Origin of the sequence: Caballeronia calidae, assembly GCF_900044055.2 — a bacterium.
Lineage (GTDB): Bacteria > Pseudomonadota > Gammaproteobacteria > Burkholderiales > Burkholderiaceae > Caballeronia > Caballeronia calidae.
In genome coordinates, this window is the sequence record NZ_FCOX02000052.1 from 15,653 (window position 1) to 37,778 (window position 22,126).

Below are 22,126 nucleotides of genomic sequence, written 5' to 3' on the forward strand. Positions count from 1 at the left end.
GCGAAGCGATTGCAAAGACGAGGCGCATGGAAGGGGCGGTCAGGCTTTTTCCACTTCGCTCGCTTTGCCGTTGATCTTGACCGCGACTTCGATCAGTCGGCGTACGTCATCGAACGCGCGCACCGGCATGTCTTCGAACACGTCCATCGAAAAGCGCTCGCCATGCGGACCAAACGCGGTCGCGCACAGCAGCAGATAGCCGAATTTCTGTTCGTCCTTGTTCTCGGCATACTCGGCATGGATCGCCTGAATCTGCTTCGCGGATACCTCGCGGATCGTGACCGGACCAAAGCATTCGGTCGGGACGACTTCCTCGCGATGCTCGATCGTAAAGAAGCGCGGCGTCGTCTCGACGCTGACAGGCATATCGTTCATGGTCTCGTCCTTAGCTCACCGTAACCGCGTCACCCTGTACGGCGGGCTTGGTAATGCCGAAGACCGTCGCGACGACGCCCGGCGTATAAGCGCCTGCCGTGTCGTAGGTATGTCCCTTGGTGAGCGTGCCGGTGGTCATAGTGTCGTCGGCCGTACCGTCGCCCCACGTCACGACGAACTTTGATGCCGTGCCGTTCTGCTCGGTAAGAGTCAAGGTGACGGCGAGCGGAGCCGTGCCGCTCGTTGGCGTCAAGTTGACGTCTACCGCATAGGCCGGAGGTTGTACAGAGACCGGCTGCGTCAAGATCGGCTGACCGACAATCTTGAGCGTGGCGCTGCCCGCGATTGCCTGATCGACGCCGCCCGTCTCATTGATCGATTGCACGACCACCGGCAAGGTGCGGACCGCGCCGTTGCGATAGATGATCTCGAACTGTCGTTCGTCGCCATCGTCATAAGCCTCCAGCAGTGCGAGATAAGCCGGATCGGTTGGGTCGATAAAGAAGTCGAACGTCAGCGTGCCGGGATCGCGGAAGCCAACGAGCGAGGTTTTCTCGGCGTCGCATAGCGTCGTGGTATCGATGCTCGTCGCCGGGGTCTGGTTGATCGTGTACGTGCGCGCGCAGACGTCATCGAACGCATTGACTTGGTACATCGCGCCCGGGCCGTCGCTGACATCGGTCGTCTCGGTCGTCGTGTCGCTGTTATAGAGCGCAGCCGTCTTCGCATCAACATCGATGTTTTGCAGAATCCACTCTTGATTGTCGATCGAAGTCCAGCCGGTCCCGCTGACATAGATCGGTATTCCGTTTTTAAGCTTGGAGACGTCATCAAACTCGACATAGCACGGCGCGGACTTGCTCGCATCGGTAATCTCTCCGGTCGCGATCGGCGCTGACGTGAGATTTTCCAGATACATTTTCGTGTTCTGCGCACTGATAGCTTTCTTGCTCATGCTGTCTCTCCGGTTGAGTCGTCCCACGTAATGACCTGCGCCATGCGGCGATTAAGCCGCGTCTCCGTCTCATACAACGACTGCTCGTTCTCGATGGTGGGTTGAGGGTCGATCGATCGCAAGGCGCGCTTCACGCTCTGCATGTTCGCTTTCGCTTCGCGACGTGTGCGCGCGTAGCTGTCGACTTGCCAATGCACTTCATCGAGCCCGGCATAACCGCACATACTGTTTTGCGGCATGCTCGTGATGTCCTGATAGATCAAATACGGCTCGACGGCGCCGGCCGGTGCGATCGGCGTAAACACGCGCCCAGGCATCGCGCTATAGAGCACGGCGAAGAATTCTTCCTCGGTCATCGCGCGCCCCTCATTGCCCGACCGTGTAGCGCACGCCGTTGCGCTTGCACCAGAGCAGCATGCGTTTTTGCAAGGCGCGGTTCATCGCGCGGTTTGCCTCGCTCTGCTTGGCAATCGCGGCGGGACGCAGCCACGGATACGCACGCATCTTGGACGTGCCGAACTCGAGGAAGCGCCCATAGAACGGGTCCTGTCCGTAGGGCTTGCGCACGCCGTTGATGATCTGAGACTGCTTGGACGCCGCGCCGCGCGGCCGGTTGAGCGTGACGTCCACGCGCGAGGCATAGCCGGTGCGCTTGTACTTGCTGCGCGTGATATGTGAAAACAGCACGCCGCTCGATCGCGGCTTGCCGCCGAACAACGTCAGGACATTGAGCATCGCCTGATTCATGACGGGTTTCGCCGCGTCGCGTAGCGAGCCCGACAGCATCGAGCGCTGGACTTCCTCGGGCAACGTCGAAAGGAAGTGGTCGAGTTCCGCGAGCCCCTGAACGGATTCGATTGAAATCACGGTTGACCTCCTTGCGGGTTTACGCCGCTACTGCACATGAGATGAAGCTCGGACATACCTTCGAGGCGCGGAAGAACGGCGTCGATGCTGTAGACCGTCTGGCCGCTCGTGCGCGTATGAATGACGCGCCACGTCGAGGTCACGTCATCGCGCCAGCGGATGCGGATACGCGTCGTCACGCCCTCGCGGAACTCAGCCGATAGAAGCCATTCACGACCGGAGACGGGCTCGATAGCGGCCCAAACAGGCGTGCCCTTGTCGATCCAGTCCGTGATGACGGGTTCGCCGCTCGCGTCGTCGATCTGGACGACGGGCTCCTGCAGCTGCACGCGGTGACGTAGTGCGCCGCCCGACATGCCGGTTGTCTTGGTCGGCATCTCTACTCCATCGCCGGGTCGCGCCGCTGATGCAGCAGATTGCAGACAGCCCAAGGCAGATAGCCTTGTTCCCACGTCTGCGACTCGACGCCATCGGGATCGCGGATAAAGATTCCGGTCAAGAGCAGCGTCGCCTGTTTGACGTTGGGCGGTGGCGGATCTTCGTCCGTGTACGGATCGCGCTTCAGATACGCCAAGACCGCATCGCTCGCGCCGGAGACCGCAAGCTGAATCGTCATACCAGGGAAGTCGTCGTCTAGCCTGAGCGCCGCGCGCGCTTCGTCGATCGTCACAAGGTCGCCGTTCATGCCGCTTCTCCCACGACACGCATGCGGTCCTTGCCGTCGCGTCCGCGCTTGGCTGCGAGCGTCCAGGCGTCGCCGCCCGCGTCGGGCTTCGTGTCGGTCGTCGCGTTGCAATGCCAGAGCGAGCCCGCCCACGTCACCACGTCGCCGCGCCGATACGTCTCGCCGCCCCGATACACACCGCGATAGATCATGACCGGCACGGCGAAGCTGGCCGACTCATGCGCGCCGCTCGCGCGCTCGATATGCACCGTGAAGCTGCGTTCGCTTTCCATCGAGACGTGTGTCGATGCGATGCCATCGACGACGCATGACCAGCCGTGGCCGCCGTGCGTGTTCGCGTGCGCGCGCCAGATCCCGCCCTGATGCTGCGCGAGCGTGCCGCGTGGATAGTCACGCCCGAAGTCGATCACCGGCAGGACGTCAATCTCGAACGCGTCGCGCCCCGGTTCGCCGTCTTTCGGGATCGGCATCTCGCACGTTTCCAGCGTCTTCAGACGTTCGCCCAGGGCGGCGAAGCTATGCTGCAAGCGGTCGAGCGCGCGGCGGTCCTCGGCCGCTCCTGACGCGTGCTGCTCATGTTCCCGGCGCAATCCCTCGATCGCCTCGGAATAGTCCTTGACAGTCGGGATGGTCAGCGCCTGGAAACGCTCGTTCACGCGTTCGCCTAAGGCGTCGATGCCGTTCTGCAATCGGTCAATCGCGCGGCGGTCTTCGACCGCTCCCGAAGCGTGTTGCTCCTGTTCCCGGCGCAATCCCTCGATCGCCTCGGAATAGTCCTTGACGGTCGGGATGGTCAGCGCCTGAAAACGCTCGTTCACGCGTTCGCCTAAGGCGTCGATGCCGTTCTGCAACCGGTCGATCGCGCGGCGGTCCTCGGCCGCTCCTGACGCGTGCTGCTCATGTTCCCGGCGCAATCCCTCGATCGCCTCGGAATAGTCCTTGACAGTCGGGATGGTCAGCGCCTGGAAACGCTCGTTCACGCGTTCGCCTAAGGCGTCGATGCCGGTCTGCAATCGGTCAATCGCGCGGCGGTCTTCGACCGCTCCCGAAGCGTGTTGCTCCTGTTCCCGGCGCAATCCCTCGATCGTCTCGGAATAGTCCTTGACGGTCGGGATGGTCAGCGCCTGAAAACGCTCGTTCACGCGTTCGCCCAGGGCGTCGATGCTGTTCTGGAGCCGGTCGATTGCGCGGCGGTCTTCGCCTGCCTCCCGCGTATGTTGTTCCTGCTCGCGGCGCAAGCTCTCGATCGTCTCGCTATGGTCCTTGACGGGGAAGCTCGTCACGTTCACAACGGGCTCGCGCGCGCACAGCTTTTCGAGCGCGTCGAGCCGTGTGACGAGCGCGGCGCAACAGCTCTGCACATGCTGGCGGATCACGCGCGCGATCACGTCGAGCAGCGCGTCGGGAATGCCGGTGACGTCACGCATGGTCGTCTCCCTCTGTGAGACTCGCGATCAACCGTCGATACCAGCGTGCGGCGCGCTCCTGATCGGTCTCGCTCGTCGTCGTGTCGTCGCTCGGGTCGTCCTCGGCCGCGGGCGGTGACGTGCTCGCGGGCGTGCCGGCCACCGGCGCCGGATCTGGCTTCGCGAAAGGCTGGTTGCGATCGCGCTCGTCGAGCGCGGCGAGCGAGTAGTTCTGTTGTTGCAGGTAGGGCGTCTGGCCGCCCTTGACGGGACGCATGTTGAGGCGCTTGCGTGCTTCATTCGGCGCGACGATCCCGCCGCCGACGCCATCGGTCAGCGTCTTGACCATCGTTGCCGTATCCATGCGCAGCAGCCCGTCGAGGTCGAGCTCCGTTCGGTACACGTCGGGTAGCGCGAGCCCCTCATCCATGCAGAGTTCAAACGACTCGATCAAACTCTGCAAGCACTGGCTGTAGTAGTTCTGTGAAAGTGCCTCAATGTTGTTGTACGTGGGCGCGGTGCCGACGCCGACCATATAACCGGGGACGTGGAAAACGGAGCATACGATTTCGCTCGTCATCTTTAGCTGCTCGATCAGTTGAGCATCAACGGCGGTCATCGTCAGCGGTTCGTATTTCAGGTTGTCGCCCAGGACCGCGATGCGCCCGCGATTGGCCCCGCCATAGTTGGTTTCCCATCGATCTTTCAGGCGCTTGGCGGTCTCGTCGCTGATCGCGCCCGGCGCGACCAGAATCCCTCCGGGCTCCGCGCCATTCTCGAAGAACGCGGCGCTGTTGTTCAGGATGGCAAGACCTTGACGCGCGGCGAGCGCACACGCGAAAAGCGGAGACGTGCCGCACAGGGGATGAAAGAGACAGTTCATCCGATCGTGGATGATTTCGCTCGCCGGCACGACGACCTGCTGACCATAATCGCCCGGATTGATCCCGGCGAGCGTGTCGAGGTCAAGCTGGTAATAGACCGCGCCGTCTTCCGTCACGAGCGGACGCACGCGGTTGGGATCGAGCACATAGAGCGCAATGACGATGCCGCGATTGTCGCGCTCCTTGAGGACGTAGGCGTTGCCGCGCGTTAGCTTGCTCATAATCCAGTTCTCGATGAACTGGATATGGTTCTGGTACCGGTTCGGCTTGCGCAGCACCGGCGAGAATGCCGCGGACGTGCTCTCGATCCAGACTTCGCCGTCCATCTTCATTAGGCGCATGGCGAGCTTGCCAATGTCGGCGCTGATTAGCGTGATACACGCATAAACCGTGTGATAGGCGAGGATCGTCTCGGGGCGTAGCTCGAAGTTCTGTTGCCACGCGCCCGCGAACGCTTCGCGCACGATTAGCGGCCACCAGCCGCCCGAGCCGAACGGTCCGAGCGTACCGCTCCCGACCGCTTGTGCGTCCATCGGGATCGGCTTGGTACGCGCAGCCCGCGACACGCTGATGTCCAAGCCTAAAAGTCGCATGATCATTCACTTTGAGGGGGTTCGGCTGTTGCAGCCTCAGCGTTTGCATCCTCGGCCTGTATGTCACGGCGTTTGTAGCCGCTGCGCTTCTTGCCCTTGCTCGATTTGGGCGGCGGCATGTCAGGTTCCTCCGTCGGTGTCGGTTCGGCTGCCATGCTGACGCGTCCGACCGCCGCCATGAGCTTCGCGTCGCGCGTGCTCATATCGAGCACGTCCCCGGCCGCGTATCGCTTGTTGGCGTAGCTCAATGCCCGCTTGACCTTGACTTTCATTTCGACCTCTCCATGAAAAAAGGGCATCCGCATGGGATGCCCTTCGTTTTACACACAGCTCGTTCTGTGTGGTATTACGGCGCGGCTTCTTCCGGTGCGCCGTAGTTCGCGCCGCGAATGTAGGCGCACGCGAGCGCGCGACGCGCTTTCCAGTTGATGAACCGCTCGGCACGCAGCGCGATCATGTTGTTTTGCCAAAGGCTGACAAGCTGCGAGGCACCGGCGGCGGGCGCGCTGTCCATCTGCAGGCTCGCTTCGCGCGAGGCGTCGAGCGTCACACCGCCATCGTCCGCCATCAAGACTTCAGACGGCTTGACGAGGATGATGTAGTACAGGTCGTTGGCGTCCTTCGGCACGTTGGTCGAGCAGATCACCGGCAGACCGTACAGGACGCCGCCGTTCTGATCGATACCGGGGAACTCGGCCTGTCCGAGGGGGTTGACCATCATGCCGATCGTCAGCGCGATCACCGGGTCCATGATCCAGTAAGCTCCCGCGACCGATGCGTTGTTCGCGGTGAACGCCGAGAACAGCGAACGGACGTCCCAGCGCAGCGCGTCGGCGGTCGTGCCGGTCGCGTCGATGTAGGTTGCCTGATGCGTGATCGATTCCGGCGAGACGTCCGGGACTTCCGCCTTGGCCGGGTCGACGAAATCGTGATCGAGCAGCTGCGTGATCGTTTCGACCAGATCGCGCTGGACGATGCCTTCCGCGCTCGGATTGGAGAAGCGCACGAGCTCATCTGTCAGCACGACGATGCCGGCGACCTTCGCGAAGCCCAAGCGCATCGTCTCGAACGCGAGCGCGCTGACGGGCTTGGGTTTGCCTTCACCGACCCACTGCGCAGTGGACGAACTCTTTTGCGCGGGCATCTGGATATTGAACGGAACGCGCCGGAAGCCTTGAATGCGACCGATGATCGTTGCCGGGCGCAGCAGTTCGATGAACTCGCCGGTCATGTTCTGATACTCGACGAGCGGCGCAGCCCAGGCGGGGTCAGTCGTCGTGCCCGCGGCGACGGCCGCGCGCAGCACGGTCTCGACTTCGGGCGTGCTGTCGTGCCAGCCGCGCGCGACTTCGAGCGCTTGCATCAGATTGCCGCGCGAGCGCGCCAGCGCGATCGCATACCGGGTAAACGCAAGACCCTTGGGAAGATTGCGCTGCACCGTGACACTGTGTCCCGCGCCGGTCGTCGTCATGGCGTTGACGGGCGCGCGCGCGACGCTGGCGCTCGCGGGATCGGTGACGATGATCGGGGAAGCTGAGCGCAGGACTTGCGTCTCGATGGTCTTGAGGCGGCGGATATGACCGTCGATCGCTTCGAGGTCTTGCTGTAAGCCGTCGAATTCCTCTTGCTGCGCGGTGTCGAGCGTGGCTCCCACTTCGGCGGACGCTTCCATGATTTCGGTCATGCGCGCGGTGGCGGTCGTGCGGCGCGCTTCATAGGCCGCGATCTGTTCTTGAATGGTGAATTTCATTTCACGCTCCGATGGATAGTCTGAATCACAAATGGTTCGCGAGCGCGCGAGGTCGAGTCATCGTGCAGGCGCACGATATGAGAGGCAGGACTTTCGATTACCGAGGAACCTTGGCCGGACGCGGCCCGTTCCGTGGCGTCGATGCTGCGGACAACGTTGATCGTGGCTTCTCCGTTGGCGGGGATTGTCACGAGCGAAAGTTCAAGCCACTCCCAAGACAGAAAGCGAATGCCGCCGCCCTCGATCACGGAGTATTCGAGCGGACGGAAGCCGATCGAGACGGCGCGGATTAGACCCAGCTTGACCGATTGCCACGCTTCCTCGAGGCGGTCGCGCAGCGTTCCGGGTTCGTCGGTCTTGAGGATGCGCGCCTTGAACGGAATGCCATCGGCTTGCGCCTTGGCGAACTCGACGTGACCGACCGGCGCGTCGCTGCGGTGCTGCCAGAGAAGCGGCATCGGCAGCGCGTACTTCGCGCCCAGCGGTTCAACCACGTCCTCATAACGGTCGGGCGCGGGCGTGCTGGCGATACCCTCGATGCTGCGCGCGTCGTCATCCGTCCCGCGCACCTCCAGCAGCGTGTAGGCGCGTTCTAGCTTCATGGCGTACCTCTCGGGGTTACAGGAAAAACATCTGGAACTCGGGCTCGCGTTCGTTCTTCTTTTCGAGCACGAGCGCAACAGCCATCGTTAGCGCGACAAGTCCATCGATCCGGCCCGTCGCTTTGCGCTTGTTGAAGATGCGGTTGTTCTTTGCGTCTGTCTCGGTCACGGTCGAGAGGACGTTCCAGCGCAGGCAGGGGTTGAACGCGACGCGGAGCTTTCGCTCGAATACAAGTCCCTCGACCTGCTCGATCGAGCGCGGCATCCATAGACCCGACTCGGCCGCGCGGAAGAACCCCTGACCGTGCGGGACGAGCCTGATGGTCAAGCTCTCGTCGTCGAGGTCGCGCTCGAAGTACTTGATGCGGTACGGGTCGAACGCGAGCCCGCCGATCGCGAGTTCGGCATCGAGCGCCGCCAGCCGCCGCACCACATCGCCGTAATCCACCGCGCGACCTTTCGAGGCATGTAGGAATCCCGCCTTGACCCATGCCTCATAAGGCACGCGGTCATGCTGGGCGCGATCGCGCAACGTGTCGCCAGGCGTCCAGAACTCGACGAACGCATCGACACTGCCATCGTCCTGTTCGCACGCGAGCGCGAGCGCGGTCAGATCACGCGTGCCCGAGAGGTCGAGCCCGCCACTGATCGGCTGACCCTTCATGCGCTCGATCAGCGCGTCGCGCTCGCGGCGGGCGTCCTCGATGACCTGATCCCATTGCGTTGCGCCGCTTTCGCGTTCGCTCGATGTTTGCGTGATCGGCGGTGCGCCGACTTCGCACTTGCACCAGAGGTCCGAACTGATCCACGGATCAGCGGCGTCCACCCACTGGCAGAAGTTCAGGCGCCGCACGGTCGATTCGAGTGACGGCATCCCGCGCGCCTGCCGTACCTGCTCGCGCAGATAGTTGTTCTCGATGGTCGAGCCAAGCGACGGATTCGCCTTGATCCAGCACGACTCGTCATCGAACGGTTCTTCGCCCTCGTCGAGCGCGCAGACATAGGCAAAGTACGCGTCGTCATCGATCATCCCCGACGACACGCGCGCGCCGTACTCGTGCTGCTCATAGCAGACGGAGGTCCGATCGAATCCCGAATTTGTAATCATCAGGATCAGCGGCTGGCGGCGTCCTTTCTTGCCGGCGCGCATGATGTTGATGACGGTCGGGCTCTTGTGCTCGTGCACCTCGTCGATCAGCCCGCAATGGGGGCGCGGTCCGCTCTGGCCGCTGTCGTCTGACGCGATCGGCCGGAAGAACGAGCCGGTCTTGACGTAGGCGATGTTCCAGACCCGATCATCCCGGCCGGAAAGCGTCGTGCGCGATGCGAGCGCCGGCGAGAGCTGGACCATCGCGACGGCATCGCGGAACAGCACCATCGCCTGATCGCGCCGCGTCGCCGCTGCATAGACTTCGGCGCGCGCCTCGCCATCGGCGACCAGCATATACAGCCCGATCCCGGCCGCCAGCGGCGACTTCCCGCAACCCTTGCCACCCTCAATATAGACCTCGCGAAAGCGGCGCGTGCCGTCCTCACGCTTCCAGCCGAAGATCGAGCCGACGACGAACTGCTGCCACGGCAGAAGCTGGAACGGCTTGCCCTCGAACTCGCCGCCGTTCAGACACAGCACGTCATGAAAGAAGTCGATCGCGCGCTGTGCCGCTTTCTGATCCCACCTGAGTCCGCGGGCGCGCGCGACCTTCAAATCGTTGATATGTCGCCGGCACGCGTCGCGGACGTGCGGCCCCGCGACAATCTTCCTCGACACAACGGCGCGCGCATACTCGCGCACCGGATCAGAAGTACGTGTCGGCTTTGTTGGCTTGGCCGTGGTCATGCGGTTCGACTTCGAGACGGGCGCGCGCGGCGGGCGACATACCGAACTCGTTAGCAAAACGGTGCATCAGCATCATCGAGCGATTGGCGACGCCCACCAGCGGGTTCTGGATCGCGTTCCCGTTCTTCGTCTTTATCATCAGCGCGGCCGTCAGCTTGTCGCGCGCCTTCATGCGCAGAATTGCTTCCTCGGCCTCGCGCCAGCGCGCATAGGCTTGGCAGTAGGCGGCCAGCACCGCGCCGTCGATCATCGTCAACACGCCCGACAGGTGCAGTTCTGGCGTGATCCGTTCCCATTCTTCGAGCGCGAATCCGACGAGATGCGGCGGCGGCTGAGGCACGCCGCGGCGCGGCCTAGGTTCATTCTTCGGCAGCGGGCGCTTTTCGCGGTTGCCCTCGATGATGCGCAGTGCGGTCGGCTTACGGGGTTGCGGCATGATGTTCCTCTGCTTCAATCCGCGCGGCCTGATCGATCAGACCGCGAACGTGCGACGCGATCGCGCGCATGAATAGCGGCGGCACGCAGTTGCCGATCGCCGCCCATCGTTCCTCGAACGTGCCTCGCAGGACGAACGGATCAGGAAACGAGCCCAGGCGCTTCGCTTCCGCGATCGTGATTCGCCGATGCTCGCTCGGGTGACACGCTTCGCACGCGCCACCGGCACCGCCGTTGCGCAGGATCGTCGGGCTTGGCTTGTTCGGGTCGAGCCGGTGCAGTCCGTAAAGCTGCTTGTTCGGGTGGTACTGGTCGCCGCTCTCGCCGGGCTGCATACGGAACAGCAGTCGATGCACGATGCGGTTCTCACCGAAGCGCGCGACCTGACATTCCTCGGGCGTGTTGACAAGCCCATGCCACGCCTCGCGCACGATCGGCGGGTGCATGAACGGCTTCGGGTGCGAGGGCTCGACGCCCAGGGCGGCGAGGTCGTTCCTGATCCCGACGATAATCATGCGCGGGCGCATCTGCGGCACGCCGTAATAGCCCGCGACCAGAACGCGCGCGCTGACCTGATAGCCCGCGTCTTTCAGTTGCTTGATGATTTCCGCGAAAATCAGGCGCATCTTGCCGATGACCATCCCGCGAACGTTCTCCATGACGAACGCCCTAGGCGCGAATGCGCGCAGCAGCCGCAGGAATTCGAGGAATAGTTGATTGCGCCCGTCATCGAAGCGGCGCGAGCCCGCCGTCGAGAAGCCCTGACACGGCGGCGAGCCGTCGAACACGTCGAGCTCACCCGGCACGAGCTTGGCGCGGCGCAGCGCTTCGTCGTCGCTCAACTCGGCAATGTCACCAAGATAAAGCGGGACAAGCGGAAAGTTCGCGCTGAAGGACGCCGCCTGTTTCTCGCTCCATTCGACCGCGAGCCTTTCCTCAAAGCCAGCCATCGAATAGCCGAGCGACGAGCCACCACAACCGGCGAACGTCGAGACGACCGTCGGCGCGTCAGCAGCACGCGGCGCGAGATGCGCCTCCCACGCCTCAGCGAGTCGGTCTGGATAAGCCATAGCGTCTTACCTCGGGAACTCATGCCCGCACTCCGGGCACTTGATGAACTTGACCTGTTCAGCAGCGCGCTCGTCATACGCGACGCCCAACTCGGGCAGATCGGTGACGGTCATCGCATCGATTTCGCCGGTCGTGAAACCCGTCAGAGAAAGATCGAACGCGTCGCGCAGTTCGGACAGTTCTGATCCGAGCATCTCGCGATCCCATGACGCGTTTTCCGCAAGCCGGTTGTCCGCGATCACGTACGCGCGAATCTTCGAATCCGACCATCCGCGCGCGACCATGACCGGAGCCTCGCCGAGACCTAGCCGCAAGCCCGCCATGACGCGACCGTGACCCGCGATGATCGTGTCGTTCTCGCTGACGAGAATCGGCTGCGTCCATCCCCACTCGCGCATCGAAGCCATGATCTGGCTGATTTGCGCGTCGGAATGAAGTCGCGCATTACGCGCGTACGGGACGAGCAGACCGAGCGGACGACGTTCGATATTCGTCGCCGGCCACGGAGACGTCCTGCGCGATTCTGGCGCGTCTGCGGCCGGTTCCGGCGTTTCTGGTTCCTGCGTCGCTGCGGTGCGTCGTCCCATTTGGCCCCCTAATCCCGGAAAAGCGGCCATAAAAATAAACCAGCGCGCGTGGTGTCCGGCTGGCTCGAAAAAAGTTACAAGCCACCCCGGCTCGGCTCCCCCGAGTCGAGGCGCGCGAGGTCGTCGCGTTCATCGTTTGGATTGCTGCGCGGGCGTGACGGGCACGCCGTTTAGGTCGCAGCCCAGGGCGTGCAGTCCGAGGTCGTCGCGAGTCTTCGCCTCGTGACACGGCGTGCAGAGCGATTGCAGATTGCTCGGATGGTCGGTGCCTCCCTTGACCAGAGGCAGAACGTGGTCGACTTCGTCGGCCTGCATCACCAATCCCGCAGCGAGACACACAGCACAGAGCGGATGGGCTTTTAGCTGGCGCGATCGTACGCGCTGCCACGCACGGCCACGGGTGCGGGTCTGGCGCTGCTGGTTCTCGGACATCACAGAACGGCGGGAAAATCAGTTGCCCATTTCGCTAAAACTCCTTGCGGGCGCTCATAGGTGTCTCAGTACTCGCGACGGGTCAGCAGCGGCTGTTTCGCCCGTCTCCCTCATGACGAACGCTTCGTTTCGTTGCTTGATACCCTGAGCGGTCAAACGTTCCGTGACCCAGAAGCCCGCAGCGTTCTTGACCATGCCGAGCATCCGCATCTCGCTCAGGTCCATGCAGCGGCGAGCGTCTGCCTTGATAGACACCGATCGTTCCTGTGCGATCCTTTTCGAACGAATAGACGCTGTTGAAAAGTTCGCCGCATTCGGCGCACTGGTTCCGGTCACCGCTCAACGACACGCCTTGGCGCATCTCGCGCGCTTGCTCGATCGATAGCATGGATCCTCCTCATCAACCGATGGGCCTTTGCAGCGGCCGGTCGGCAGGATTGACGAGGCGGACGACGTCGAAGCGGATGTCGTCACCGATCATCACGGCACAGTTCGCCGTGAACGGCAGACGATCTTTGACCAGATCGCGGATTTGCACGGCGAGGTCTTGATTCGCGTGCTCGGGTAGCTGTGCGACAAGCAGGTCTCCGGGATGCAGACTCGCGATCTGGATGGCGCTGACGGACAGATAGCCGAGCAGCTTGTGCAACCACAGACCCAACGCCAAATTCGCGACCCCAAAAAAAATCCGCTGCCCCTCGCGGGGAAGCGGACTGATTATCGAAGAAGGCACACAACGCCTACTCTGCAGAAAGAGTAGGCAATTTGTCCCAGTCGCGCAAGTGGTTGCTTCCGTGGGTTCTCATCAAAGTCACGAACCGGCCACCTATGGACGCTCGGCTACGACTTCACTGAGACATTGGAATGTCGTCTTCAGCTGGATTGGAGACGTTCACGCCATAGATGATGCGGCTTGAACAGCCAGACTGTCATATTGGACGTCTCACCACGGGGCCGGATAGGGATCTCGTGAGGGCTGGGACAAATCTAACCTGCATATCGGGCTCTGAGTTATCTTGCGATCCCGTACCCGAAAAGCGCCGGGGCTGGCCGGCCTACCAGCCCCGTCCGGAGCTTGTCGGCAAGCGGCCTCGACACTAAAGAGAAATCATCATAGACGAAGCCGCCGCCTCTTCGTGCGAGTCGACTCTATGGTGCGCGGCGAGATGCGGGAACTCTTTCAGCCGGGCACGTGGATCGTGCTGTCGACGGGCGCTTCGAATACATGCATGCACACCGTTTCGACATCAACTACCCTGCCCACTGTCCTCTCGATCTGGGGATCCGTCTTCGTTCGAGGCCTAAACCTTTAGGCCGCCCGACGAGTTGATCGCCAGTTGTCACTGAAAGTCCGGCTGCTGTCGGAGGGGCCGGGATCACAAAAGCCTGCTGCGGCCGAAACCGGACCTTCGTAAGTAAACGGCCTGGCCGGCGCAGGCTTCGGTAGTGGTAGCGACAACTCCCTAGCCACTACAGTGCTTGGCCATTCCTGTGGTCGGTCGAATCATCTCCGCGACGTACTACTGAAAGCCGGTGCTACCAACGTCAAAGCCACTTCGATATAACCCCGTGCGGTCAGGAGCTGGCGCGAGTAGCGCTGACGCCGAACTGGGCGCGGTGCCAACGGCAGAAGGCACTTAATTCCGAGAAGCCCAGCAACGTCGCAATGTCCGAGAACTGCCGCGAGCCATCGTGCAGATAGTTCTCCAACAACTCAAGCCGCATCTGGTTCAACAGCACCGAATAGCTGGTGCCTTCCTTGGCCAGGTGGTTGGCCACGGTTCGCCGGTCCACGCCCAAGTGCTGAGCCACGACCTCGATCCTGCAGTGCCCGCGCGGCAGCAGCAGCACCATCAAATGCCGCACCCGCTCAACCATGCCGCTCTTATTGTTCTGGTCGGCTTCCAGTAAGCGCTGCGAATAACGCGCCATCACCGGGTCGGCGCCCGGGTTGGGGGCCTCCAGGTCGCGCGCGCTGCAGACGATTTCATTGAATTCCTGACCAAACCGTACCGGGCAGCCAAAAATCCGCCGGTGCCAAGCCCCGTCCGGCGGCGCCACGTGCCGAAACGTCACCGAGTGTGGTAGCCAGTTTTCACCCAGAAAGATGCGCAATAGCCGGAACGTGGTGGCCATCGCCAACTCGGTGGCCTGCCGCGACGGCACGCCCTTTTTCAGCAGCGTTTCCTCACGTATCGACACCCAGGGACCGGTTTGTAGCAGCGACACCGTCATCGCCGCGTTGTGCGTATGGATGTGCGTTACCAGCGTCTCCAATGCGTGCCGCAGCGTGGGCTGATCGCGCAGCAGCAGGCCCAGGGGCCCCAGGTTGGACAGGCGCCGTGACGCCGCAAGGCGCAGCCCGAACGCTGGCTCATGGGCGCGCAGCGCCGCGGTTTCCAGCAAGGTACTCGTGGCGACCGCTGACAGTGCCAGGTCGGGGTCGACCAGGCAACGATAGGGCAGGCCGACTTCCTCCACCAGAGCATGTGCGTCCAACCCGTATTCGGCGGCAACGCGTTCGAAGTTGGTCAAAGCGGCGGAACGGACGGTGATCATAGTTAACCCTCGCTTTCCCGAAATGTCAACCTCAATTCCCGATTTGTCAAGTTGAAAAGCTGCTCGACTCGCAGAATTCACTCATCGAAAGCCGAACTAGTCGCGCTTCTAAACCGGAGATATTCATGAAAGTCGTCCCTCTTACCTGTGCCCTTGGCGCCGAACTCCAGGGCGTCAATCTCGCCGAAGCCGGCCGCAATGACGACCTCGCTGGTGCAATCAATGAACTGCTGCTGAAGCATAAAGTGCTATTCGCGCGTGATCAGGAAATGAGCAACGCTGAGCACGCCGCGTTTGCCCGCACCTTCGGCGAACTCGAAACCCACCCGCTGGCACCCAGCACCAGCGGCGAGCCCGGCATCATCCAAATCTGGAAGACCCCCGAAAGCCCGCCCGAGCGCTACGAGAACGCTTGGCACCACGACGCCACCTGGCGTGAATGCCCCCCGATGGGTGCCGTGCTGCGTTGCCTGGAGTGCCCGCCCGTGGGCGGCGACACCATGTGGGCCAACATGGAGCTGGCCTATGACCGCCTGCCCGACCACATCAAGGGAACCATCGAAGGTCTGCGCGGCCGCCACAGCATGGAGGCGACGTTCATGGCCGCCAAGCCGATCGACGAGCGTCTGGCCATGAAGGAGCGCTTCCCCGATCCCGAGCACCCAATCGTGCGCACCCACCCGGTGACCGGCAAACGCAGCCTGATGACGGGCGCCTTCATGACCCACCTGACCAACTACCACACCGCGCGCAACGTGCGCTTCGGTCAGGATTGGCAACCGGGCGCATCGGCGCTGGTGAGCTACCTCATCAGCCAGAGCTTCATTCCCGAGTACCAGTTGCGCTGGCGCTGGAGCCCCGGTTCGGTCGCGATTTGGGACAACCGCTGCACCCAGCACTACGCGGTCATGGACTACCCACCGTGCCACCGCAAGATGAACCGCGCCACCGTCCAGGGCGAGCGCCCGTTCTGAGAGACCCGAAGCCATGGACCGAAACCTCAATATTGAACTGACGCACCACTATGTAAATGTGGGCGAGGTGCGCTTGCATTACGTCACCGGCGGCCAGGGACCGGCGATGGTCTTCCTGCACGGCTGGCCGCAGACCTGGTACATGTGGCGCGACGTGCTGCCAGGCATGATGCAGCACTACCGCGTGGTGGCGCTCGACATGCGCGGCCTGGGCGACTCGTCGCGTCCGAACAGCGGCTACGACACCAAGACCGTGGCTCAGGACGTTTGGCACCTGATGCACGACGTACTGGGCGAAGAGTCTTTCTACGTCGTGGCCCACGATTGGGGCGGTCCGGTGGCCTACGCGCTGGCCGCTCAGCACCGTGACGCGGTCCGCGCCATGGCGGTGTTGGATGCGCCGGTGATCGGCGACGGCTCGGCGCTCAACGGGATCCCGCGCTGGCATTTCGGCTTCCATGGCGAACCCGACCTGCCCGAGTCCCTGGTTGCCGGCCGCGAAGATGTTTACCTGCGCCACATGTACCGCAAGGGCGGCGCACGGCCCGACGCCATCTCTGAAGAAGCGCAGCGCGAATACGTGCGCGCTTACTCGCAGCCCGGTGCCATGCGCGCTGGCTTCAACTACTACCGCGCCATGCCGCAGGACGCACGAGACCACCAGGCGTTCGTGCGCCAGGGCGGCAAGCTGCAAATGCCGATCCTGGTCTATGGCGGCGGCGCCCCCAACGTCGGGCGCGGCTACTTCGCCATGGATTCCTGGCAGCGCATGTGCGACGACGTCACCGGCGGTATCGCCCCTGACTGTGGCCACTGGATTGCCGAGGAACGCCCCGCCTGGGTGGTCGAGAAACTGACCGAGTTTTTCGGCCGCCTGGATAGCGAAGCGTCGGCCAGGCGGGCGAAGAAAGCCAACCCACCGTTGAACCCAACCCGCCAAGAAGGAACAGCCATGTTTTACGAAAAAATTGACACCGCACTGATCGACGTCGAGGCACTGCCGTGGGTGCCCTTCACGCCCTACAGTGATCAGATCCTGCTCAAGATCATGAAAGTCGACCCGATCAGCGGCCAGTGGATCACGCTGTTGAAGGTCCCGCCGAACTCCGAACTGCCGCTGCACCATCACGCCGGCACCGTGATGGTGTCCACTCTCAAGGGCTCCTGGCGCTACCTGGAGCACGACTGGGTGGCCACGCCGGGCAGCTTCGTTTATGAGACCGCCGGCAGCCGCCACACCCCGGTCAGCGTGGGGGACGAAGAGGTCATCACCCTCAACATCGTCCAGGGCGACTGGAACCTGCTGTCGCCGGAAGGCGCTGTGCTGGCGATCGAGAACTGGAAATCGATGATGGACCGCTACCTGAGCTACTGCAGGACCAACAACATCGAGCCAATCGATATCTCCAGCTTCAGCGTGTGAGACACGCACGGGACCAGGCGGCGCTGGCATGCGTGGCAACGCGCAGTAGGTGCCGCCGCTTCGGTCCGACAGCCGTTTGAAGCTTGCCGCAAGCCATTTGGGCATCACGATTCCCGCCGGAGGAGACAATGATTCGCTGGAAAAACTATCCACGCAGCGTGCTGGCCATGCTGCTCGTGATCCATGTGCTCGCGCACATCGATCGCAACATGCTGCTCGGCTTCTCGCCCCAGATCACCAGGGACCTTGCCCTGAGCAATGCACAGTATGGCTTGCTGGTCGGTGCGGTGTGGGTGCTGAGCTATGGCGTAATGGCCGTATTCATGGGTACGCTCGCCGACCGCTTCAGCCGCACGCGGGTGATGGCCGTGGGCATACTGATCTGGAGTGTATGCACCGCCGCGTCAGGCGCAGCGCATAACTTCGAGCAGATGGTGGTCGCGCGCTTTCTGGTCGCCACCGGTGAAGCCGCGCTGGTGCCGGCCGCCGTGTCATTGCTGACCGAGTTATTCAGCGCCCAGCGGCGCAGTACCGCGGTAGGTGTGTTCTTCATGGGCATTCCGTTGGGTGTCGGCTTGAGCTTCCTGTTGGCCGGCACGCTCGGGGTGACGCAAGGCTGGCGCGGCACGTTCTATCTGCTGGGCATGATTGGCGCGGTCATTGCCGTCTGCTTGTTGCTGTTCAAGGACCGCCGCGATGCCCACGAAGCGTCACCGCGCGGCGCGCCGTTCGTTCAGCAGGTGCGCGGCACATTGGACGCTATACGCATCACACCCGCTGTCTTGTGGACCATCATTGGTTTCGCCGTGGTGAACGTGGTGTTCGCGGGGCTCTCGTTCGTGCAGTTGTGGCTGGTGCGCGAGCGCGGCTTCGATGCTGCTGCCATTGCCCGCCAGATCGGGCTCCTGCAGATCATGTTTGGCGTACTCGGTTCCGCGGTCGGTGGCGTGCTGGGTGATCGTCTGGGCAATCGCATGCGCGGCGGGCATGCCAACGTCATCGTGGCGATGATCCTGCTGTGCGGCCCGCTGATGGTTGCTTACCGCTTTGCACAGCCCGGATCACCCCTCTTCTACACCGGCATGTGCGCCAGCTTCTTCCTGCCCCTGGCCCTGTACGGCCCGGCCCTTTCGGTCATGCACACGTTGACTCCGCCGCAGATGCGCTCGACCGTCACCGGTTTTGCCATGCTGCTGCTCAACATTTTTGCAATCGCGATGGGTAGTGCCGCGGTCGGAGCGATCAGCGACCGCCTGAACATTGCTGGGTCTTCGCATGCGCTGACCACCGCGCTCCTGGGCACCGATTTTCTGGTCATCGCGTCGGCCGGATTCTTCCTGCTGGTTGCCGCGAAGGTACGTGCCAACACTCCCTGCCCGTCAGGCGGGCAACTCGCGCCGCAATGCCAGTGCTCGCAATGACGTTCGCACGCACCCGGTTCAAGCCTTTAAGCAAAACACTGTCTCGATCAAGGAGTTACCCATGAACGGCCAAATGATGAGCCAACCCCTGTTGATCTCTGCGCTGCTCAATCATGCCGAGCGCCACCATGGTAAGCGGGAGATTGTCTCGCGTCGCGTGGAAGGCGACATTCATCGCTACACGTTCCGCGACCTTGCAGCACGCGCACGCCGCTTGGCGAAGGCGTTGAACGAGCTCGGCGTCAAGCCTGGCGAGCGCGTCGGGACACTAGCTTGGAATGGCTATCGCCACATGGAGCTTTACTACGCGGTGTCGGGTTCGGGCGCCGTCCTGCACACCTTGAATCCGCGCCTGCATTCTGACCAGTTGGTATGGATCGCAGAACATGCAGAAGATCGCGTGCTGTGCTTCGACCTCACTTTCCTGCCGCTGGTGGAAGCGATGGCGACACGGCTGAAAGGAATACGCCAATTCGTCCTGCTGACGGATCGCGCCCATATGCCCGCGCAAAGCACGATCCCCAATCTACTGTGCTATGAGGAACTGATCGCGGCGCAGGACGACCGTTACCAGTGGCCGACGCTTGATGAGAATAGCGCCAGTTCACTATGCTACACGTCGGGCACCACCGGCAATCCCAAAGGCGTGCTTTATAGCCACCGTTCCACCGTGCTGCACACTTATGCCTCGGTGATGCCCGACGCATTGAACGTGTCGGCCCGCGATGTCATTCTGCCGGTGGTGCCGATGTTCCACGTCAATGCCTGGGGCTTGCCGTATTCCGCCTGCATGGTCGGCGCCAAGCTGGTATTTCCTGGCGCCGTCCTGGACGGCAAGTCGCTCTACGAATTGTTCGAGAGCGAGGACGTCACGATGTCGGCCGGCGTGCCGACCGTCTGGCAAAGCCTGCTGGCTCATGTGGCGGCCGATAAGCTGAAGTTTTCGACCATGCGTCGTACGGTGATCGGCGGCTCCGCTTGCCCGCCGTCCATGACGCGGGCCTTCGAAAGGGACCACGACGTAAAAGTCATTCATGTCTGGGGCATGACCGAACTCAGTCCGCTCGGCACGACTTGCGTCCTCAAACCGGTGCATGACAGTTTGGACGAGCAAGCGTTGGCAAGCGTCAAGGCGAAGCAGGGACGTTCACTCTTCGGAATCGATATGAAGATCGTTGGCCCGGACGGCGACGAATTGCCTTGGGATGGCCAGACCAGTGGCGAGTTGATGGTGCGCGGCGCCTGGGTGGTCGATCAATACCTCAAGGGCGAAGGTGGTGATCCGCTGATCGATGGCTGGTTCCCGACCGGCGACATGGCCGCGATCGACGACGACGGTTTCATGCAGATTACGGACCGTGCCAAGGATGTCATCAAATCCGGCGGAGAGTGGATTGGTTCGATTGATCTGGAAAACATTGCGATGGCACATCCTGCTGTCTCCATGGCGGCCTGCATTGCCGCCAAGCACCCGAAATGGGACGAGCGCCCGTTGTTGGTGGTGGTGACCAAATCCGAGCAGAAGGTCACGCGCGAAGAGATGCTCGCTTTCTACGAAGGCAAGATCGCCAAGTGGTGGACGCCTGACGACGTGGTGTTCCTGGATGCCATCCCGCTGGGTGCGACAGGCAAGATGCTGAAGAACCGCTTGCGGGAAGAGTTCGGCAATCACCTGGTGTCGATGGCTACAGCCCTCGAACTTGAGGGGCAGGTTTCGCCGCAATGAGAATCTCGGCAAGTGGCTCCTGCCGTAAAGGCGGAGCAGCCCAATGGCATTCAGATGAAAACACCATCCATGCTGGTAACACGCGAAACGGCGAACACGGGGATCCTCCCGGGTATCGCCGCTATGGCAGCCGTCGTGGCCGGACTGTCGATGCTCGGGCAATTTGCCATCGCGAGCTATTTGCCTGCCTTTCCGGTCATTGCCGATGAGATGCATGTCACGACGGTACAGGTGCAGCAGTCACTGACTGCCTATCTGCTGCCCTTCGCGCTGATGATGCCGTGGCACGGCGCCATCTCCGACGCCGTAGGCCGGCGACGGATGATTCTCCTCGGCTGCGCGCTGTTCGTCTTCGGCTCCCTGGTCTGTGCGTGTGCCACCGGCATCTGGGGGCTTCACGCGGGGCGTGCATTGCAGGGAGTCAGCGCCGGTATCGGTGTCATCGTTGGCCGGGCGATGGTCGGGGACGTCTTCCATGGCATGACGGCGCAGAAGGTCATGGCACTCGTCGCCATGATCTTCGCATTGGGGCCGGCCCTTGCACCAGTCTGCGGTGGCTGGCTATTGCTGTGGATCGGATGGCGCAGCATCTTCGTTTTCCTGGCTCTGGTGTCTGCGTCACTTCTTGCCGCTTGCTGGCTTTGGGTGCCGGAGACCTTGCCGCCGGCGCGCCGGCATCCGCTCCACCCCGTGTCACTCGCGCGCGCCTATGGCGCCATGCTGGTCGATGGCCGCTTCATCGCGCTGGCGCTCGCCAATGCCGGTGTCAACGTCGCCATCTATGTCTATGTCTTTACCGCGCCCCGCTTTGTGACCCAGTATCTCGGCCTCAGCGCTCAGTCTTTTGGCTGGGTATTCATCCCGATCGTGGCCGGCATTCTGTTCGGATCGTTCGTCGCGCATCGTATCGCGGGCCGGATCAGCCCGGTGCACAGCGTGCTGCTTGGGCATGCCGTCATGCTGTTGGCCGGCACGTTCAACCTTGTCGTCTGCACCTTGCGCGCCCCGGCAATGCCTTGGGCCCTGGTTGCATTGCCGGTCTTTGCCACCGGGATGATCATGACGCAACCGAGCCTGCAACTTCTGGCGCTGGACTGCCTTCCCATGCGGCGTGGGCTGGCATCCAGTGGTTATGTCACAACGCAGCAGTTCGGCAATTTCCTCTTGTCGGCGTTGCTGGTCCAGCTACTGGACTCCACCATCAAGATGGCCATTTGCATGACAGGGCTGCAGTTGCTCGGTCTGGTCATGTTCGTAGCGGCGCAACGTTGGACCACTGGATCGGGTAGTCGTCGTCGTCGTAATGGGTCGGCTTGATGAGGACGCGAGAGAATCGTAAACCGTCAGCAATCGAGTAGATCGTGTCCATGGTCTGCGCTGTAGCCCTCTGTCTGGATGAAAGTCACAAAACCCGTGAAGGTCGTCCGTCCTCCGAAAATCGGAGATGGATGGTGACTGGCATGCAGTACAACACCGCGCATCCTACCTGCCTGGCTCCCTGCTGTGTTTGCAATTCCGCAGGCGCCAGGTTTCGAGGCTTGGAA

General features: G+C 62.4%; 24 protein-coding genes. 5 read left to right on the forward strand and 19 right to left on the reverse strand.

Annotation, left to right across the window (positions count from 1 at the left end; translation table 11 throughout):
* Positions 1 to 39: 39 nt before the first annotated feature.
* The 19 genes from AWB78_RS31880 to AWB78_RS31965 all read right to left on the reverse strand — a co-directional run bounded on the left by AWB78_RS31880 (position 40) and on the right by AWB78_RS31965 (position 15,038).
* Positions 40 to 375 (reverse strand): hypothetical protein, encoded by a 336-nt coding sequence (locus tag AWB78_RS31880; RefSeq protein WP_062610612.1) that lies wholly within the window; start codon positions 373 to 375, stop codon positions 40 to 42.
* Positions 376 to 385: 10 nt separating this feature from the next.
* Positions 386 to 1,330 (reverse strand): phage tail tube protein, encoded by a 945-nt coding sequence (locus AWB78_RS31885; protein WP_062610613.1) that lies wholly within the window; start codon positions 1,328 to 1,330, stop codon positions 386 to 388.
* Positions 1,327 to 1,686 (reverse strand): DUF3168 domain-containing protein, encoded by a 360-nt coding sequence (locus AWB78_RS31890; protein WP_062610614.1) that lies wholly within the window; start codon positions 1,684 to 1,686, stop codon positions 1,327 to 1,329. Before AWB78_RS31890 ends, AWB78_RS31885 begins: the two co-directional genes overlap by 4 nt.
* Before the next feature lie 10 nt (positions 1,687 to 1,696).
* On the reverse strand, positions 1,697 to 2,197 hold the full coding sequence (locus AWB78_RS31895) for an HK97 gp10 family phage protein (protein ID WP_062610615.1): 501 nt from the start codon (positions 2,195 to 2,197) through the stop codon (positions 1,697 to 1,699).
* Complete coding sequence (locus tag AWB78_RS31900; RefSeq protein WP_062610616.1) at positions 2,194 to 2,574, reverse strand: phage head closure protein; 381 nt, start codon at positions 2,572 to 2,574, stop codon at positions 2,194 to 2,196. The genes AWB78_RS31895 and AWB78_RS31900 overlap by 4 nt, the downstream gene beginning before the upstream one ends.
* A 2-nt stretch (positions 2,575 to 2,576) precedes the next feature.
* A complete protein-coding gene (locus tag AWB78_RS31905) occupies positions 2,577 to 2,882 on the reverse strand; it encodes a head-tail connector protein (protein WP_062610617.1) in 306 nt (101 codons plus the stop codon).
* Positions 2,879 to 4,309, reverse strand: coding sequence for a coiled-coil domain-containing protein (locus AWB78_RS47810; RefSeq protein ID WP_062610618.1), 1,431 nt, complete (start codon positions 4,307 to 4,309; stop codon positions 2,879 to 2,881). Before AWB78_RS47810 ends, AWB78_RS31905 begins: the two co-directional genes overlap by 4 nt.
* The gene (locus AWB78_RS31915) at positions 4,302 to 5,705 is read right to left on the reverse strand and encodes a phage portal protein (RefSeq protein WP_082883500.1); all 1,404 of its coding nucleotides are present in this window, start codon (positions 5,703 to 5,705) and stop codon (positions 4,302 to 4,304) included. The genes AWB78_RS47810 and AWB78_RS31915 overlap by 8 nt, the downstream gene beginning before the upstream one ends.
* Before the next feature lie 62 nt (positions 5,706 to 5,767).
* Positions 5,768 to 6,037 (reverse strand): DUF7210 family protein, encoded by a 270-nt coding sequence (locus AWB78_RS31920; RefSeq protein WP_157697685.1) that lies wholly within the window; start codon positions 6,035 to 6,037, stop codon positions 5,768 to 5,770.
* A gap of 74 nt (positions 6,038 to 6,111) precedes the next feature.
* Positions 6,112 to 7,515 carry a phage major capsid protein gene (locus AWB78_RS31925; protein ID WP_062610620.1) on the reverse strand — a complete coding sequence of 468 codons (1,404 nt, stop codon included), beginning with the start codon at positions 7,513 to 7,515 and terminating at the stop codon, positions 6,112 to 6,114.
* The gene (locus AWB78_RS47815) at positions 7,512 to 8,117 is read right to left on the reverse strand and encodes an HK97 family phage prohead protease (protein ID WP_062610621.1); all 606 of its coding nucleotides are present in this window, start codon (positions 8,115 to 8,117) and stop codon (positions 7,512 to 7,514) included. Before AWB78_RS47815 ends, AWB78_RS31925 begins: the two co-directional genes overlap by 4 nt.
* A gap of 16 nt (positions 8,118 to 8,133) precedes the next feature.
* Positions 8,134 to 9,954, reverse strand: coding sequence for a terminase large subunit (locus tag AWB78_RS31935; protein WP_062610622.1), 1,821 nt, complete (start codon positions 9,952 to 9,954; stop codon positions 8,134 to 8,136).
* Positions 9,914 to 10,408: a phage terminase small subunit P27 family gene (locus AWB78_RS31940; RefSeq protein ID WP_198399395.1), complete on the reverse strand. Its 495-nt coding sequence runs from the start codon at positions 10,406 to 10,408 to the stop codon at positions 9,914 to 9,916. The genes AWB78_RS31935 and AWB78_RS31940 overlap by 41 nt, the downstream gene beginning before the upstream one ends.
* Positions 10,374 to 11,459, reverse strand: a complete 1,086-nt coding sequence (locus AWB78_RS31945) for a DNA cytosine methyltransferase (RefSeq protein ID WP_062610624.1) — start codon at positions 11,457 to 11,459, stop codon at positions 10,374 to 10,376. Before AWB78_RS31945 ends, AWB78_RS31940 begins: the two co-directional genes overlap by 35 nt.
* Positions 11,460 to 11,465: 6 nt before the next feature.
* Positions 11,466 to 12,077: a ParB/Srx family N-terminal domain-containing protein gene (locus AWB78_RS31950; protein WP_332460125.1), complete on the reverse strand. Its 612-nt coding sequence runs from the start codon at positions 12,075 to 12,077 to the stop codon at positions 11,466 to 11,468.
* Between the two features lie 99 nt (positions 12,078 to 12,176).
* Positions 12,177 to 12,479 (reverse strand): HNH endonuclease, encoded by a 303-nt coding sequence (locus tag AWB78_RS45420; protein ID WP_082883496.1) that lies wholly within the window; start codon positions 12,477 to 12,479, stop codon positions 12,177 to 12,179.
* Between the two features lie 82 nt (positions 12,480 to 12,561).
* Entirely contained in the window at positions 12,562 to 12,867 is a 306-nt protein-coding gene (locus AWB78_RS46900) for a hypothetical protein (RefSeq protein WP_157697686.1), read from the reverse strand.
* Between the two features lie 12 nt (positions 12,868 to 12,879).
* Positions 12,880 to 13,128: a hypothetical protein gene (locus AWB78_RS31960; RefSeq protein ID WP_157697687.1), complete on the reverse strand. Its 249-nt coding sequence runs from the start codon at positions 13,126 to 13,128 to the stop codon at positions 12,880 to 12,882.
* Between the two features lie 926 nt (positions 13,129 to 14,054).
* The gene (locus AWB78_RS31965) at positions 14,055 to 15,038 is read right to left on the reverse strand and encodes an AraC family transcriptional regulator (protein WP_062610628.1); all 984 of its coding nucleotides are present in this window, start codon (positions 15,036 to 15,038) and stop codon (positions 14,055 to 14,057) included.
* A gap of 125 nt (positions 15,039 to 15,163) precedes the next feature.
* Here AWB78_RS31965 and AWB78_RS31970 point away from each other — a divergent pair, with 125 nt between their 5' ends.
* The 5 genes from AWB78_RS31970 (at position 15,164) to AWB78_RS31990 (ending at position 21,899) form a co-directional block, all read left to right on the forward strand.
* Positions 15,164 to 16,012, forward strand: a complete 849-nt coding sequence (locus AWB78_RS31970; RefSeq protein ID WP_062610629.1) for a TauD/TfdA dioxygenase family protein — start codon at positions 15,164 to 15,166, stop codon at positions 16,010 to 16,012.
* Positions 16,013 to 16,025: 13 nt separating this feature from the next.
* Entirely contained in the window at positions 16,026 to 17,435 is a 1,410-nt protein-coding gene (locus AWB78_RS49585; protein WP_063959057.1) for an alpha/beta fold hydrolase, read from the forward strand.
* 128 nt (positions 17,436 to 17,563) lie between these two features.
* Positions 17,564 to 18,856, forward strand: a complete 1,293-nt coding sequence (locus AWB78_RS31980; RefSeq protein WP_062610630.1) for an MFS transporter — start codon at positions 17,564 to 17,566, stop codon at positions 18,854 to 18,856.
* Positions 18,857 to 18,917: 61 nt separating this feature from the next.
* Positions 18,918 to 20,582 carry a 3-(methylthio)propionyl-CoA ligase gene (locus tag AWB78_RS31985; RefSeq protein WP_062610631.1) on the forward strand — a complete coding sequence of 555 codons (1,665 nt, stop codon included), beginning with the start codon at positions 18,918 to 18,920 and terminating at the stop codon, positions 20,580 to 20,582.
* Positions 20,583 to 20,636: 54 nt separating this feature from the next.
* On the forward strand, positions 20,637 to 21,899 hold the full coding sequence (locus AWB78_RS31990) for a multidrug effflux MFS transporter (protein WP_232477960.1): 1,263 nt from the start codon (positions 20,637 to 20,639) through the stop codon (positions 21,897 to 21,899).
* The last annotated feature ends 227 nt before the right edge of the window (positions 21,900 to 22,126 follow it).